10 protein-coding genes and 7 tRNA genes are annotated in these 13,188 nt (G+C 40.6%); 13 read left to right on the plus strand and 4 right to left on the minus strand.

Annotated features, from left to right (window positions below; translation table 11 throughout):
- Positions 1–51: 51 nt before the first annotated feature.
- The 11 genes from PCY16_RS09620 to PCY16_RS09670 all read left to right on the plus strand — a co-directional run bounded on the left by PCY16_RS09620 (position 52) and on the right by PCY16_RS09670 (position 7,847).
- Positions 52–124, plus strand: a tRNA-Phe gene (locus PCY16_RS09620).
- Positions 125–138: 14 nt separating this feature from the next.
- Positions 139–219 (plus strand) — tRNA-Tyr (locus PCY16_RS09625).
- 5 nt (positions 220–224) lie between these two features.
- Positions 225–295, plus strand: a tRNA-Trp gene (locus PCY16_RS09630).
- Positions 296–306: 11 nt separating this feature from the next.
- Positions 307–379: transfer RNA gene (locus PCY16_RS09635), tRNA-His, on the plus strand.
- A gap of 8 nt (positions 380–387) precedes the next feature.
- Positions 388–459: transfer RNA gene (locus PCY16_RS09640), tRNA-Gln, on the plus strand.
- Between the two features lie 9 nt (positions 460–468).
- Positions 469–552, plus strand: a tRNA-Leu gene (locus PCY16_RS09645).
- A 51-nt stretch (positions 553–603) separates the two neighbouring features.
- On the plus strand, positions 604–4,998 hold the full coding sequence (locus tag PCY16_RS09650) for a PolC-type DNA polymerase III (RefSeq protein WP_195413960.1): 4,395 nt from the start codon (positions 604–606) through the stop codon (positions 4,996–4,998).
- Positions 4,999–5,161: 163 nt separating this feature from the next.
- On the plus strand, positions 5,162–6,403 hold the full coding sequence (locus PCY16_RS09655; protein WP_195413961.1) for an aminopeptidase: 1,242 nt from the start codon (positions 5,162–5,164) through the stop codon (positions 6,401–6,403).
- Positions 6,404–6,422: 19 nt separating this feature from the next.
- On the plus strand, positions 6,423–6,653 hold the full coding sequence (locus tag PCY16_RS09660) for a GlsB/YeaQ/YmgE family stress response membrane protein (protein WP_002889604.1): 231 nt from the start codon (positions 6,423–6,425) through the stop codon (positions 6,651–6,653).
- Positions 6,654–6,785: 132 nt separating this feature from the next.
- Complete coding sequence (locus PCY16_RS09665; protein ID WP_002886332.1) at positions 6,786–7,214, plus strand: MarR family winged helix-turn-helix transcriptional regulator; 429 nt, start codon at positions 6,786–6,788, stop codon at positions 7,212–7,214.
- 87 nt (positions 7,215–7,301) lie between these two features.
- A complete protein-coding gene (locus tag PCY16_RS09670; protein WP_195413962.1) occupies positions 7,302–7,847 on the plus strand; it encodes an NAD(P)H-dependent oxidoreductase in 546 nt (181 codons plus the stop codon).
- Between the two features lie 87 nt (positions 7,848–7,934).
- Here the strand turns inward: PCY16_RS09670 and PCY16_RS09675 are convergent.
- From PCY16_RS09675 to ahpC, 3 genes are all read right to left on the minus strand, one after another.
- A tRNA-Cys gene (locus tag PCY16_RS09675) sits at positions 7,935–8,005 on the minus strand.
- A 175-nt stretch (positions 8,006–8,180) separates the two neighbouring features.
- Positions 8,181–9,713, minus strand: a complete 1,533-nt coding sequence (ahpF, locus tag PCY16_RS09680; protein ID WP_070576123.1) for an alkyl hydroperoxide reductase subunit F — start codon at positions 9,711–9,713, stop codon at positions 8,181–8,183.
- 16 nt (positions 9,714–9,729) lie between these two features.
- Positions 9,730–10,290 carry an alkyl hydroperoxide reductase subunit C gene (ahpC, locus tag PCY16_RS09685; RefSeq protein WP_037599758.1) on the minus strand — a complete coding sequence of 187 codons (561 nt, stop codon included), beginning with the start codon at positions 10,288–10,290 and terminating at the stop codon, positions 9,730–9,732.
- Between the two features lie 271 nt (positions 10,291–10,561).
- Here ahpC and rpsB point away from each other — a divergent pair, with 271 nt between their 5' ends.
- Positions 10,562–11,329: a 30S ribosomal protein S2 gene (gene rpsB, locus PCY16_RS09690; protein ID WP_002886342.1), complete on the plus strand. Its 768-nt coding sequence runs from the start codon at positions 10,562–10,564 to the stop codon at positions 11,327–11,329.
- A gap of 110 nt (positions 11,330–11,439) precedes the next feature.
- Positions 11,440–12,480: a translation elongation factor Ts gene (gene tsf / locus PCY16_RS09695; RefSeq protein ID WP_002886343.1), complete on the plus strand. Its 1,041-nt coding sequence runs from the start codon at positions 11,440–11,442 to the stop codon at positions 12,478–12,480.
- 108 nt (positions 12,481–12,588) lie between these two features.
- Here tsf and PCY16_RS09700 read toward each other — a convergent pair whose 3' ends face one another.
- On the minus strand, positions 12,589–13,059 hold the full coding sequence (locus PCY16_RS09700; protein WP_004182164.1) for a small multi-drug export protein: 471 nt from the start codon (positions 13,057–13,059) through the stop codon (positions 12,589–12,591).
- Positions 13,060–13,188 lie beyond the last annotated feature (129 nt).

Genomic DNA, 13,188 nt, shown 5'->3' on the forward strand with positions numbered 1-13,188 from the left:
GTCGGGCTCATAACCCGAAGGTCGTAGGTTCAAATCCTGCTCCCGCAATATGGCTCGGTAGCTCAGTTGGTAGAGCAATGGATTGAAGCTCCATGTGTCGGCGGTTCGATTCCGTCTCGCGCCATTTGTTTATATTTTGGAAGGGTAGCGAAGAGGCTAAACGCGGCGGACTGTAAATCCGCTCCTTCGGGTTCGGGGGTTCGAATCCCTCCCCTTCCATAGTTACGGGCATAGTTTAAAGGTAGAACTAAGGTCTCCAAAACCTTCAGTGTGGGTTCAATTCCTACTGCCCGTGTTAGTAAGGTGGCGAATGTGGTGAAGTGGTTAACACATCAGATTGTGGCTCTGACATTCGGGGGTTCGATTCCCCTCATTCGCCTATATATTTGGGGTATAGCCAAGCGGTAAGGCAAGGGACTTTGACTCCCTCATGCGTTGGTTCGAATCCAGCTACCCCAGTTATACTTTGCCGGCGTGGCGGAATTGGCAGACGCGCTGGACTCAAAATCCAGTGTCCGCAAGGACGTGCCGGTTCGACCCCGGCCGCCGGTATAAGTTACACTCCTTAAGGAGTGTTTTTTTGTCTATAGGAGTTTAATTTTTATGTCTGATAAATTTCAGCTTCTCTTAAAACAAATTCGTTTTCCTGAGGAACACGATGCTTTTAAAGAAATTAAAGATGGTTCTATCGAAACAGTAAAACTATTTAAATCAAAACGGCTGTGGTTTTTTGTTTTTTCTTTTCGTAGTGTTCTTTCTTATGAGTCTTTTGTGCTTTTTGATAGTTTACTTCATTCTTCCTTCAATTCTTTAGGTGCCAAAGCTTCTTTTGAGATTCGTTTACTTTCTACTTCTTGCGATGATTCTTTACTTGGAGATTATTTTTCATATGCCTTGGATAATTTAAAAGTTTCTCACTTTTCTATTTATTCTTTATTCTCAAATCTAAAGGTTGAAATTTCAAATAATAGTATTTGTGTTAAGGCTCCAGCGCATATTATTAAAGAAAACTTACAGGATAGATTTATTTCTTTGATTTCTAAATCTCTTTCTCAAGTTGGTTTATCTGACGTATCAATTTCTGTTCTTGAAGATAAGGAAGCGTCATCTTCTATAGAAGAGGCTTATGAAACAAACAAGGTTTCTTTACAAGAACAAGCTGAATCTCAGGCAAGACAGGCTCTTCAATCTATTCTTGAGAGTGCTCCAGCACCGAGTCCTGTGAATGAACCGGCCCAAAATTTTGCTGAGAAGCAAAGTCAACGTCAAGCTAGTTTTGATAAGGCAGAAATAACGCCAATGGTTGATATTAATTCTGAAGAGAATCGTGTTGTTTTTGAAGGATATATTTTTGATGTAGAGCAACGTGAAACTAAGACGGGTCGAATTATTATTAATTTCAAGGTAACTGATTATACCTCTAGTTTTGCAATGCAGCGCTGGGTTAAAGATAGTGATGAGCTTGCTAAGTTCGATATGATAAAAAAGGGGAACTGGGTAAGAGTTCGCGGTCGTATTGAGAATAATCCTTTCACTCATAGTCTGACAATGAATGTACAAGATATCAAAGAGATTTCGCACACACCTCGCAAGGATTTGATGCCTGAGGGACAAAAGCGTGTAGAATTTCATGCACATACTAACATGTCGACTATGGATGCCATGCCAACTGTGGAAGAGCTTATTGATACTGCTGCTTCTTGGGGGCATCCAGCTGTTGCTATAACTGATCACGCTAATGTTCAGAGTTTTCCTCATGGCTACCATAGGGCTAAGAAAGCTGGTATTAAAGCTATTTTTGGTCTTGAAGCCAATCTTGTTGAGGATAAAGTTCCTATTGTTTATAATTCCCAGAATTTGGAATTAAAAGAAGCTACTTATGTTGTATTTGACGTTGAGACAACGGGCTTGTCTGCTGTTCATAATGATTTGATTCAGATTGCGGCATCAAAAATGCATAAAGGTAATATTATTGAGCAATTTGATGAATTTATAGACCCTGGGCATCCTCTTTCTGCTTTTACTACTGAGTTGACAGGTATTACTGATAATCATGTAAAAGGTGCTAAACCTTTAGTCCAAGTTTTACAGGAGTTTCAAGAATTCTGTCAAGGAACTGTGCTAGTAGCCCATAATGCGACCTTTGACGTTGGTTTTATGAATGCCAATTACGAAAGACATCAGTTACCAACAATTTCACAACCGGTTATTGATACTTTAGAATTTGCACGAAATCTTTATCCTGAGTATAAGCGTCATGGTTTGGGGCCTTTGACGAAGCGGTTTGGTGTGGCTTTGGATCATCACCATATGGCCAATTATGATGCGGAAGCTACTGGTCGTTTGTTGTTTATCTTCATAAAAGATGTGTTTGATAAGCACGGTTTGACTAATCTGGAACAGTTGAATACGGATTTGGTTTCCGAAGATTCGTATAAAAAGTCTCGTGTCAAACATGCGACGCTGTATGTTCAGAATCAAACTGGCTTGAAGAATATCTTTAAGTTGGTAAGTTTATCAAATGTCTCATACTTTGAGGGAGTAGCACGTATTCCTCGTACGGTCTTAGATGAGTATCGTGAGGGAATCATTGTAGGTTCTGCTTGTGCTGATGGTGAGGTTTTTGATACGCTTCTGTCTCACGGTATTGACAAGGCGGTTGAAGTTGCTAAATATTATGACTTTATTGAAGTTATGCCACCGGCAATTTATGCGCCCTTGATTGCAAAGGATTTAATCAAGGATGAGGCGGCTATAGAACAACTGATTCGGGATTTAATTGAAGTCGCTAATCGTCTGGACAAACCTGTGCTGGCTACAGGAAATGTACACTATATCAACCCTGAGGATGCCATTTATCGTGAAATCATTGTTCGTGCTTTGGGACAAGGAGCCATGATTAATAGGCCAATTGGTAAGGGAGAAAATGCGAAACCTGCTCCTTTACCTGAAGCTCATTTTAGGACAACTAACGAGATGCTAGACGACTTTGCCTTTTTAGGAAAAGACTTAGCCTATGAAATTGTTGTAACTAATACGCAGGCTATGGCAGACCAAATTGAAGAGGTCGAGGTTGTCAAAAAAGACTTGTACACACCTTTCATTGATCGTGCGGAAGAACAGGTTGCAGAGATGACATATGCTAGAGCGTTTGAGCTCTATGGTAATCCTTTGCCTGATATTATTGATTTGCGAATTGAGAAAGAGTTGTCCTCAATTCTTGGTAATGGTTTTGCCGTAATTTACCTGGCTTCGCAGATGCTAGTTAACCGTTCAAATGAACGTGGGTACCTAGTTGGTTCGCGTGGATCTGTCGGTTCTAGTTTTGTTGCGACGATGATTGGAATTACTGAGGTTAATCCGATGCCGCCACACTATTTATGTCCTAAATGTCAACACTCAGAGTTCATTACAGATGGTTCTTATGGATCTGGCTTCGATTTGCCTGATAAGGAGTGTTCAGAATGTGGAACAGAGTATAAAAAAGATGGTCAGGATATTCCTTTCGAGACTTTCCTAGGTTTTGATGGGGATAAGGTTCCGGATATCGATTTGAACTTTTCCGGTGATGATCAACCATCAGCCCACTTGGATGTTCGTGATATTTTTGGAGAGCAATATGCTTTTCGTGCTGGAACAGTAGGTACTGTTGCAGATCGGACGGCTTATGGTTTTGTCAAAGGTTACGAACGTGACTACAATAAGTTTTACCGTGATGCCGAGGTCGATCGTCTGGCCATGGGTGCCGCTGGGGTTAAGCGAAACACAGGTCAGCACCCGGGTGGTATCGTTGTTATTCCAAATTATATGGATGTCTATGATTTCACACCTGTTCAATATCCGGCTGATGATGTAACGGCTGCCTGGCAGACGACTCACTTTAATTTCCACGATATCGATGAGAACGTATTGAAGCTTGATATTCTGGGACATGATGATCCGACTATGATTCGTAAGTTGCAGGATTTATCGGGAATTGATCCCAAAGATATTCGAGCAGATGATCCAGATGTGATGAAACTTTTTTCAGGGACTGAAATTTTGGGGGTTACACCTGAACAGATTGGGACACCAACGGGAATGTTAGGAATCCCTGAGTTTGGGACTAACTTTGTTCGTGGTATGGTCGACGAGACGCATCCGACGACCTTTGCGGAACTCTTACAGTTATCTGGTTTGTCTCATGGTACAGACGTTTGGTTGGGTAATGCACAAGATTTGATCAAGGAAGGTATTGCCACTCTGAAAACTGTTATCGGTTGTCGTGACGATATCATGGTATACCTAATGCATGCGGGATTAGATCCTAAGATGGCCTTCACCATTATGGAACGTGTGCGTAAGGGAATGTGGTTGAAAATTTCTGAAGAAGAGCGAAATGGCTATATTCAAGCCATGCGTGAAAATAATGTTCCAGACTGGTATATTGAATCTTGTGGTAAAATCAAATACATGTTCCCTAAAGCCCATGCGGCAGCCTACGTTATGATGGCCCTGCGTGTAGCTTATTTCAAAGTGCACCATCCTATTTATTACTATTGTGCCTACTTTTCAATTCGAGCTAAAGCATTCGAGCTTAAAACGATGTCTGCGGGTCTTGATGCTGTTAAAGCTCGAATGGAAGATATTAAGGAGAAGCGCCAACGAAATGAAGCGACTAATGTTGAAAATGACTTATTTACGACGCTTGAGATTGTTAATGAAATGTTAGAACGTGGCTTTACCTTTGGCCAGTTAGATCTTTATAAGAGTCAGGCAACTGAATTTCTGATTGAAGGAGATACCTTGATTCCACCGTTTATTGCACTTGAAGGTTTGGGTGAGAACGTTGCTAAGCAAGTGGTTGCTGCGCGTGAAGAAGGGGAGTTCCTTTCCAAAACAGAATTGCGTAAACGAGGAGGTTTATCATCAACCTTGGTTGAAAAATTGGATGAAATGGGAATCCTAGGAAATATGCCAGAAGATAATCAATTAAGTCTTTTTGATGATTTCTTTTAATAGCTAAAGAGAATCGTCATCAACTTTGAGAGAATGGAGTCAGTCTCCGTTCTCTTTTTGTTTAGGTGTCTGTCTGTGATGATAAAAAGCCAAAGCTGATAGAAAACTTTTTTCTTCATCTTATGGTATACTGATAGAAAATTAAAGTTTCAAGGAGTTAATCATGGTTTTACCAAATTTTAAAGAAAATCTTGAGAAATATGCTAAATTATTGGTTGCTAATGGGATTAATGTGCAGCCGGGTCACACAGTGGCCTTGAGCATTGATATAGAACAAGCAGAGCTAGCTCATCTCTTAGTAAAAGAAGCCTATGCTTTAGGAGCAGCTGAGGTAATTGTTCAATGGTCGGATGATATTATTAATCGCGAGCGTTTCTTGCATGCTGATATGGACCGCATCGAAGAGGTTCCTGCCTATAAAAAAGCTGAGATGGAATATTTGTTAGAAAAGAAAGCAAGTCGTTTAGGAGTCCGTTCTTCTGATCCGGGTGCCCTTAATGGTGTAGCTCCTGAACGTCTATCTGCTCATGCTAAGGCTACTGGAGTGGCCTTTAAACCTATGCAGGTGGCAACTCAGTCTAATAAGGTTAGTTGGACAGTAGCTGCAGCAGCAGGTAAAGAATGGGCTAAGAAGGTCTTTCCTGATGCTTCGAGTGATGAGGAAGCTGTAGATTTACTTTGGGACCAAATTTTCAAGACCTGTCGTGTTTATGAAGAGAATCCTGTACGTGCTTGGAAGGAACATGCTGAACGTTTGGATGCTAAGGCACGCCTACTCAATGAGGCACAATTCTCAGCCTTGCATTACCAAGCACCTGGAACAGATTTGACCCTTGGTTTGCCGAAAAGCCACGTTTGGGAATCAGCAGGAGCTATCAATGCCCAAGGCGAAGGCTTCTTGCCAAATATGCCGACAGAAGAAGTCTTCACAGCTCCTGACTTCCGTCGTGCAGATGGTTATGTCTCAAGTACAAAACCACTAAGCTATAATGGTAATATTATTGAGGGAATCAAAGTAACCTTCAAAGATGGTGAAATTGTAGATATTACAGCAGACCAAGGTGACGAAGTGATGAAGGATCTCGTCTTCAACAACAATGGGGCGCGTGCTCTAGGCGAATGTGCCTTGGTACCAGATCCAAGCCCTATTTCACAATCTGGGATTACCTTCTTCAATACCCTATTTGATGAGAATGCCTCCAACCACCTAGCTATTGGAGCAGCCTATGCTACCAGTGTTGAGGGGGGAGCAGACATGACAGAAGAGGATCTTAAAGCAGCTGGTCTTAACCGCTCTGATGTACACGTAGATTTTATGATTGGTTCAAATCAAATGAATATTGATGGTATCCGCCATGATGGTAGCCGTGTACCAATCTTCCGAAATGGTGATTGGGTGATTTAAGTATCGTGGAGAATTTATCATGATTGGAAGTATGATAGTTGGTTTTCTAATTGGCCTTATTGCTTCTGCTATATCAAATAGGGGTGAACGTATGGGTTGTATTGGCAAGACCTTTGTTGGATGGCTAGGTGCTTTTGTTGGTCAGCTTCTTTTTGGAAATTGGGGACCGATGTTAGCAGATACTGCTATAGTCCCTTCGGTGCTAGGTGCTGTTATCTTATTAGCCCTTTTTTGGAATCGTAATAGTTAGAAATGAAAGAGTTCTGAGGTATTGGTTAGATATCTAAGGACTCTTTTTTCTTATTTTTTCATTTTCATATACCACTTTTAGAAAAACTGTGGTAGAGTAATAAAAACAGCATCTATTTGGAAAGGACTAGAAATGAGCGACTTAGATAAAAATATGGCTGTAAAAAGTATGGTAGTTATGCGTAAGGCTTTTCGTACCATCGATGCCAAGGTTTCTGAGACTTTTAAAGAATTTAATTTGACACCAACTCAATTTGGGGTCATGGACGTACTAAATGCCAAAGGACGTATGAAGATTGGCGAATTAATTGATCGCATGCTTGCTACCTCCGGTAATATGACTGTCGTCATTAAAAATATGGAGAAAAAAGGCTGGCTGACGCGAGAAGCCTGCCAAACAGATAAGCGTGCTTTCGAGGTTGATTTGACGGATGAAGGACGTCGTATTATTCAAGCAGCAATCCCCCCACATCAGCGAGCTATTGAGGAGACTTTTTCCGTTCTGACACCTGAAGAGCAGGCACAGTTGGTAGAGCTACTGAAAAAATTTAAGAATGTCTGAGCATATTTCTTTATATTTCTAATGAAATCGCATATATTACTATGTAGTATTAATTATTGATTGTTAGAAATACAAAGGAAATGTATCATGAAAAACATTCTATTTATCGTTGGGTCTCTTCGTAAGGGATCATTTAACCACCAATTAGCAGAAGAAGCTGAGAAAATGCTAGCTGATAAAGCTAATGTTTCTTATCTTGACTATAGTCAAGTACCTGTTTTTAATCAGGATTTAGAAAGTCCGGTTCTTCCTGTTTTGGCAGAAGTTCGAGAGCAGGTCTTGGCAGCAGATGCAATCTGGATTTTCTCACCGGTTTATAATTTCTCAATTCCTGGGCCTGTGAAAAATTTGCTTGACTGGTTGAGCCGCGCCCTTGACCTATCAGATCCTTCAGGACCATCAGCTCTTCAAGATAAGATTGTAACCGTGTCATCAGTTGCTAATGGTGGTCACAATCAACTTTTTGATGTCTACAAAGAATTGTTACCATTTATCCGTACCCAAGTGGTTGGTGATTTTACAGCGACACGTATAAATGATACAGCCTGGGTGGATGGAAAATTCGTAGCAACAGCAGAAGTTCTTGAAAGCCTTCAGACTCAAGCGGAGGTTTTGATTGAGGTCATTAAATAAGAATAATGAATACCCGAGGTATCTAGCTTCGGGTATTTTTATATGCAACAATGAAAAAAGACACCCTAAGGTGTCCTCGTATTATGAAGGCGGTAGACGGATTTGAACCGACGATCAAGCTTTTGCAGAGCCGTGCCTTACCACTTGGCTATACCGCCATAACAGATACCATTCTATCGAAAAAACAAAGATTCGTCAAGTCTCTTTCATCAAATTGGCTGGTTGATTGTTCAAACTGCCTATTTACAAGAAATATAAAGAGGCTGAAAGACATTCAACCTCTTTATATTAATTATAATTGTTGTAGATAGATTACTAACACGTATGTTTTGATTATTGTCTAATCAAGTAATCAAAGGCTCCGATAGCAGCTGTAGCACCAGATCCCATGGAAATAATGATTTGTTTGTAGGCGCTGTCAGTACAGTCACCTGCGGCAAAAATACCAGGGATATTTGTTGAACCAAATTTATCAACGATAATTTCTTGGCGTTCATTGAGTTCAATACCACTGTCTTTGAGCCAAGCAGTACTTGGTACAAGACCAATTTGGACAAAGACACCTTCAAGATCAAGATGTTTTTCTTCGTTTGTATCACGCTCAACGTAACTCAAACCAGTCACATGATCTTGACCAAGAATTTCTTTGGTTGCAACGTTCTTAAGAATGGTTAGATTATCAGTTTTAGCAGCTCGTTCTTGTAAGACTTGATCTGCCTTTAATTCAGGCAAGAACTCTAAGACTGTAACGTGTTTAGTAATACCCGCTAAATCCAAAGCAGCTTCCAAACCTGAGTTACCACCACCGATAACAGCAACATCTTTTCCTTCAAATAGAGGACCATCGCAGTGTGGACAGTAAGTAACCCCTTTATTGCGGAATTCATCTTCGCCAGGAACGTTGATATTACGCCATTTGGCTCCGAGAGCTAGGATAGCCGTTTTAGATTTTAAAACGGCACCGTTAGCCAGTGTCACTTCAATAAGTTCTTTCTTCTCAATGCCAGTGGCTAATTGACTTTTGATGATATCAACATCATAAGATTTCGTATGCTCTTCAACTTGGGCCATTAACTTAGGACCTTCTGTATATAGCGTACCAATCATGTTCTCAATACCAACTGTCTCGATAACTTGTCCACCAAAAGTTTCTGCTAAAAGCCCAGTTTTAAGCCCTTTACGAGCAGCGTAAATTGCAGCACTGTTTCCAGCAGGACCACCACCAATAACCAAAACATCATAGACACTTTTATCAGCGAAAGCCTCAGCTTCAAGTGGTCCGTCCAACTTTTCTACAAGCTGTTCAATGGTTGCACGACCAGACGTAAATTCTTCTTGGTCTTTGTAAACCGTAGGAACAGACATAATACCTTTGGCTTTGACCTCATCTTGATACATACCACCTTCAATCATAGTGTGAGTGATATTTGGGTTCAAAACAGCCATTATATTAAAGGCTTGAACAACGTCTGGACAATTGTGACAGGTTAGTGAAACATAAGTTTCTAAATCGATGGGTTTATCAATCTTCTTGATACGTTCGATAATATCCTCATCAACTTTAGGTGGACGACCAGAAACTTGCAAGAGAGCTAAAATGAAAGATGTGAATTCGTGGCCCATTGGTAAGCCTGAGAAAATAACACGACTTTTTTGCCCTTTTTGTGCAATACCAAAACTAGGTTGACGTTTTAAATGTGTTGATTCAAGACTAATGCGGTCAGACATAGCAACAATCTCGTCTAGAAATTCTTTTACTTTACGAGAATTATCATCATCCCCTAAATCTGTTTGTAATACAATATCAGATTCTAGTAAATTTAAATACTGCGCTAATTGTGTCTTGATTTCTTTATCTAAGACCATGGATACCCCCTGGTTGTTAAATTTTACCTACAAGATCTAAGCTAGGAGTAAGTGTTTCAGCTCCTTCTTTCCATTTGGCTGGACAAACTTCACCTGGATGTTGACGAATGTATTGAGCAGCACGGACTTTATCAACAAGAGTACTTGCATCGCGTCCAATACCATCAGCGTTAATTTCCATCATTTGGATAACACCATCTGGATCAATAATGAATGTACCACGTTGTGCGAGACCATCTTGTCCAAGAACATCAAAACCTTGTGAGATGTGGTGTGAAGGATCCCCAATCATAGGATAAGTAATAGTTCCAACAACATCTGAGTCATCATGCCAAGCTTTGTGAACAAAGTGAGTATCGGTAGAGACAGAGTAAACCTCTACACCAAGAGATTTAAGAGCTTCATATTGTTCTTGAAGGTCACCGAGTTCAGTTGGGCAGACAAATGAAAAATCTGCAGGATAGAAGCAGAAGACCGCCCATTTACCTTTAACATCTTCATCTGTAACAGTAATGAATTCCCCGTTGTGATAAGCCTGTGCTGAAAATTCAATAATTTCTTTTCCGACTAATGACAAAATAATGTCCTCCTCTATTTTTAATAGCCTAATTATAAACAAAATACTCATCAACCTCAAAGAAAACGATTGCAATTTTAATGAGAGGGGATTTTTCTAATGGTCAGACTGGTTTTAGAGCTTGTCAAATGTCACTTTTTTTGATAAACTATTATAGTTGCGTAAAGTGACAAATACTCATTCTAAGCCGATTGTGGTCTTGTTGCCGCAGGGTGGGACTGCAAGTCTAAAGCTTAGAAGAGGAAAAAACAATTTTTAAGGAGAAATACTCATGGCAGTAATTTCAATGAAACAACTTCTTGAGGCTGGTGTTCACTTCGGTCACCAAACTCGTCGCTGGAATCCTAAGATGGCTAAGTACATCTTCACAGAACGTAACGGGATCCACGTTATCGACTTGCAACAAACTGTAAAAATGGCTGATACAGCTTACGAATTCGTTCGTGAAGCAGCAGCTAACGATGCAGTAATCTTGTTCGTTGGTACTAAAAAACAAGCAGCTGAAGCAGTAGCTGAAGAAGCAACTCGTGCTGGTCAATACTACATCAACCACCGTTGGTTGGGTGGTACTCTTACAAACTGGGATACTATCCAAAAACGTATCGCTCGTTTGAAAGAAATCAAACAAATGGAAGCTGATGGAACTTTCGAAGTTCTTCCTAAGAAAGAAGTTGCACTTCTTAACAAACAACGTGCACGTCTTGAAAAATTCTTGGGTGGTATCGAAGATATGCCTCGCATTCCAGATGTAATCTACATCGTTGACCCACACAAAGAACAAATCGCTGTTAAAGAAGCTAAAAAACTTGGTATCCCAGTTGTAGCGATGGTTGATACAAACGCTGATCCAGATGAGATTGATGTAATCATCCCAGCTAACGATGACGCTATCCGTGCCGTTAAATTGATCACTTCAAAAATGGCTGATGCTATCATCGAAGGTAACCAAGGTGAAGATGCTTCTGCAGATTTCCAAGAAGCAGCTGCAGCTGATTCAATCGAAGAAATCGTTGAAGTTGTCGAAGGTGACAACAACTAATCTTTAAGATTGGTTTGGGCTCAATGCCCACTAAAGATACGACAAACACCTAAGGGGCGGGGCTCAGCCCTGCCCCTTAGTTTGATAAAATAAATTTGGAGAAAAACAAAATGGCAGAAATTACAGCTAAACTTGTTAAAGAATTGCGTGAAAAATCTGGTGCTGGTGTCATGGACGCTAAAAAAGCATTGGTTGAAGTTGAAGGTGATATCGAAAAAGCAATTGAATTGCTTCGCGAAAAAGGTATGGCTAAAGCAGCTAAGAAAGCTGACCGTGTTGCAGCTGAAGGTTTGACTGGTGTTTACGTTAACGGTAACGTTGCAGCAGTTGTTGAAGTTAACGCTGAAACTGACTTCGTTGCGAAGAACGCTCAATTCGTTGAGTTGGTAAACGAAACAGCTAAAGTAATTGCTGAAGGTAAACCAGCTAACAACGAAGAAGCACTTGCATTGACTATGCCTTCAGGTGAAACTCTTGAAGCTGCATACGTAACTGCTACAGCTACTATCGGTGAAAAGATTTCATTCCGTCGTTTTGCAGTTGTTGAGAAAACTGATGCACAACACTTCGGAGCTTACCAACACAACGGTGGACGTATCGGTGTTGTTTCAGTTATCGAAGGTGGAGATGATGCTCTTGCAAAACAAATCTCAATGCACATCGCAGCGATGAAACCAACTGTTCTTTCATACACTGAATTGGACGAACAATTTGTTAAAGATGAATTGGCACAACTTAACCACGCTATCGATCAAGATAACGAAAGCCGTGCTATGGTTAACAAACCAGCTCTTCCACACCTTAAATATGGTTCTAAAGCTCAATTGACTGATGCTGTTCTTGCTCAAGCTGAAGAAGATATCAAAGCTGAGTTGGCTGCTGAAGGTAAACCAGAAAAAATCTGGGATAAAATCATCCCAGGTAAAATGGACCGCTTCTTGCTTGACAACACTAAAGTTGACCAAGCATACACACTTCTTGCTCAAGTTTACATCATGGACGACAGCAAAACAGTTGAAGCTTACCTTGAATCAGTAAACGCTTCAGTAGTAGAATTCGTTCGCTTTGAAGTTGGTGAAGGTATCGAAAAAGCATCTAACGACTTTGAATCAGAAGTTGCAGCTACAATGGCAGCAGCTCTTAACAACTAATTCTAGTTGCTAGATAAAAAGAAAAGAAGTTACGTGAATGAATCGTAACTTCTTTTTTGTTGCTATTAAAAAAACGTCTGAGCATGCCCCAGACGTTGAAAAAAGTAATTAATGAGCGAAGGTATTTACACCAAGTAGAAGAGAGAGTGTTCCCATGATGATACCTGCAAGGATAACCCCAAGCATAACAGCAATAACACTACGTTTAAAGTCCCAATCTAGGATAGATGCTGCTAGGGTACCAGTCCAAGCTCCTGTTCCTGGAAGCGGAATTCCCACAAAAAGTAGAAGGGCCCAGAAGACACCCTTATCTCCAGCAGCTTTTTCAAGTTTTTGGCCACCACTGTGACCTTTTTTAAGACACCAGGTAAAGAAGCCACCAATTAGAGGTTTATCTGCCCCCCATTCGAGGACACGGCGGGCGAAGAAGAAGATAATTGGAACTGGAATCATGTTCCCAATGACACAAAGAATTAGGGCTTGCCACCAAGGGATACCTGAGGCGATAGCAACAGGAACGGCTCCACGGAGCTCAACCAAAGGAATCATAGAGATTAAGAGTGCAATGATGTATTTCATGAGTAACCTTTCATAGGGGAATAAAATAAGAGATAAGACTCAAAATGACATGAGCTTTATCGAGAGTGATAAGACTAATACTACTGCGAAAGTGCTAAAAAGTACTTGTTGGATTAGGTGGGTCTCAGC

Origin of the sequence: Streptococcus sp. SS4 (genome assembly GCF_030440125.1) — a bacterium.
Taxonomy (GTDB): Bacteria; Bacillota; Bacilli; order Lactobacillales; family Streptococcaceae; genus Streptococcus.

Excerpts from the sequence above, each read along its gene's own strand:
- PCY16_RS09665 (WP_002886332.1), top strand. The coding sequence starts at position 6,786 with ATGAGCGACTTAGATAAAAATATGGCTGTAAAAAGTATGGTAGTTATG.
- PCY16_RS09655 (WP_195413961.1), top strand. The coding sequence starts at position 5,162 with ATGGTTTTACCAAATTTTAAAGAAAATCTTGAGAAATATGCTAAATTA.
- rpsB (WP_002886342.1), top strand. The coding sequence starts at position 10,562 with ATGGCAGTAATTTCAATGAAACAACTTCTTGAGGCTGGTGTTCACTTC.
- PCY16_RS09670 (WP_195413962.1), top strand. The coding sequence starts at position 7,302 with ATGAAAAACATTCTATTTATCGTTGGGTCTCTTCGTAAGGGATCATTT.
- PCY16_RS09660 (WP_002889604.1), top strand. The coding sequence starts at position 6,423 with ATGATTGGAAGTATGATAGTTGGTTTTCTAATTGGCCTTATTGCTTCT.
- PCY16_RS09650 (WP_195413960.1), top strand. The coding sequence starts at position 604 with ATGTCTGATAAATTTCAGCTTCTCTTAAAACAAATTCGTTTTCCTGAG.
- tsf (WP_002886343.1), top strand. The coding sequence starts at position 11,440 with ATGGCAGAAATTACAGCTAAACTTGTTAAAGAATTGCGTGAAAAATCT.
- PCY16_RS09700 (WP_004182164.1), bottom strand. The coding sequence starts at position 13,059 with ATGAAATACATCATTGCACTCTTAATCTCTATGATTCCTTTGGTTGAG.
- ahpF (WP_070576123.1), bottom strand. The coding sequence starts at position 9,713 with ATGGTCTTAGATAAAGAAATCAAGACACAATTAGCGCAGTATTTAAAT.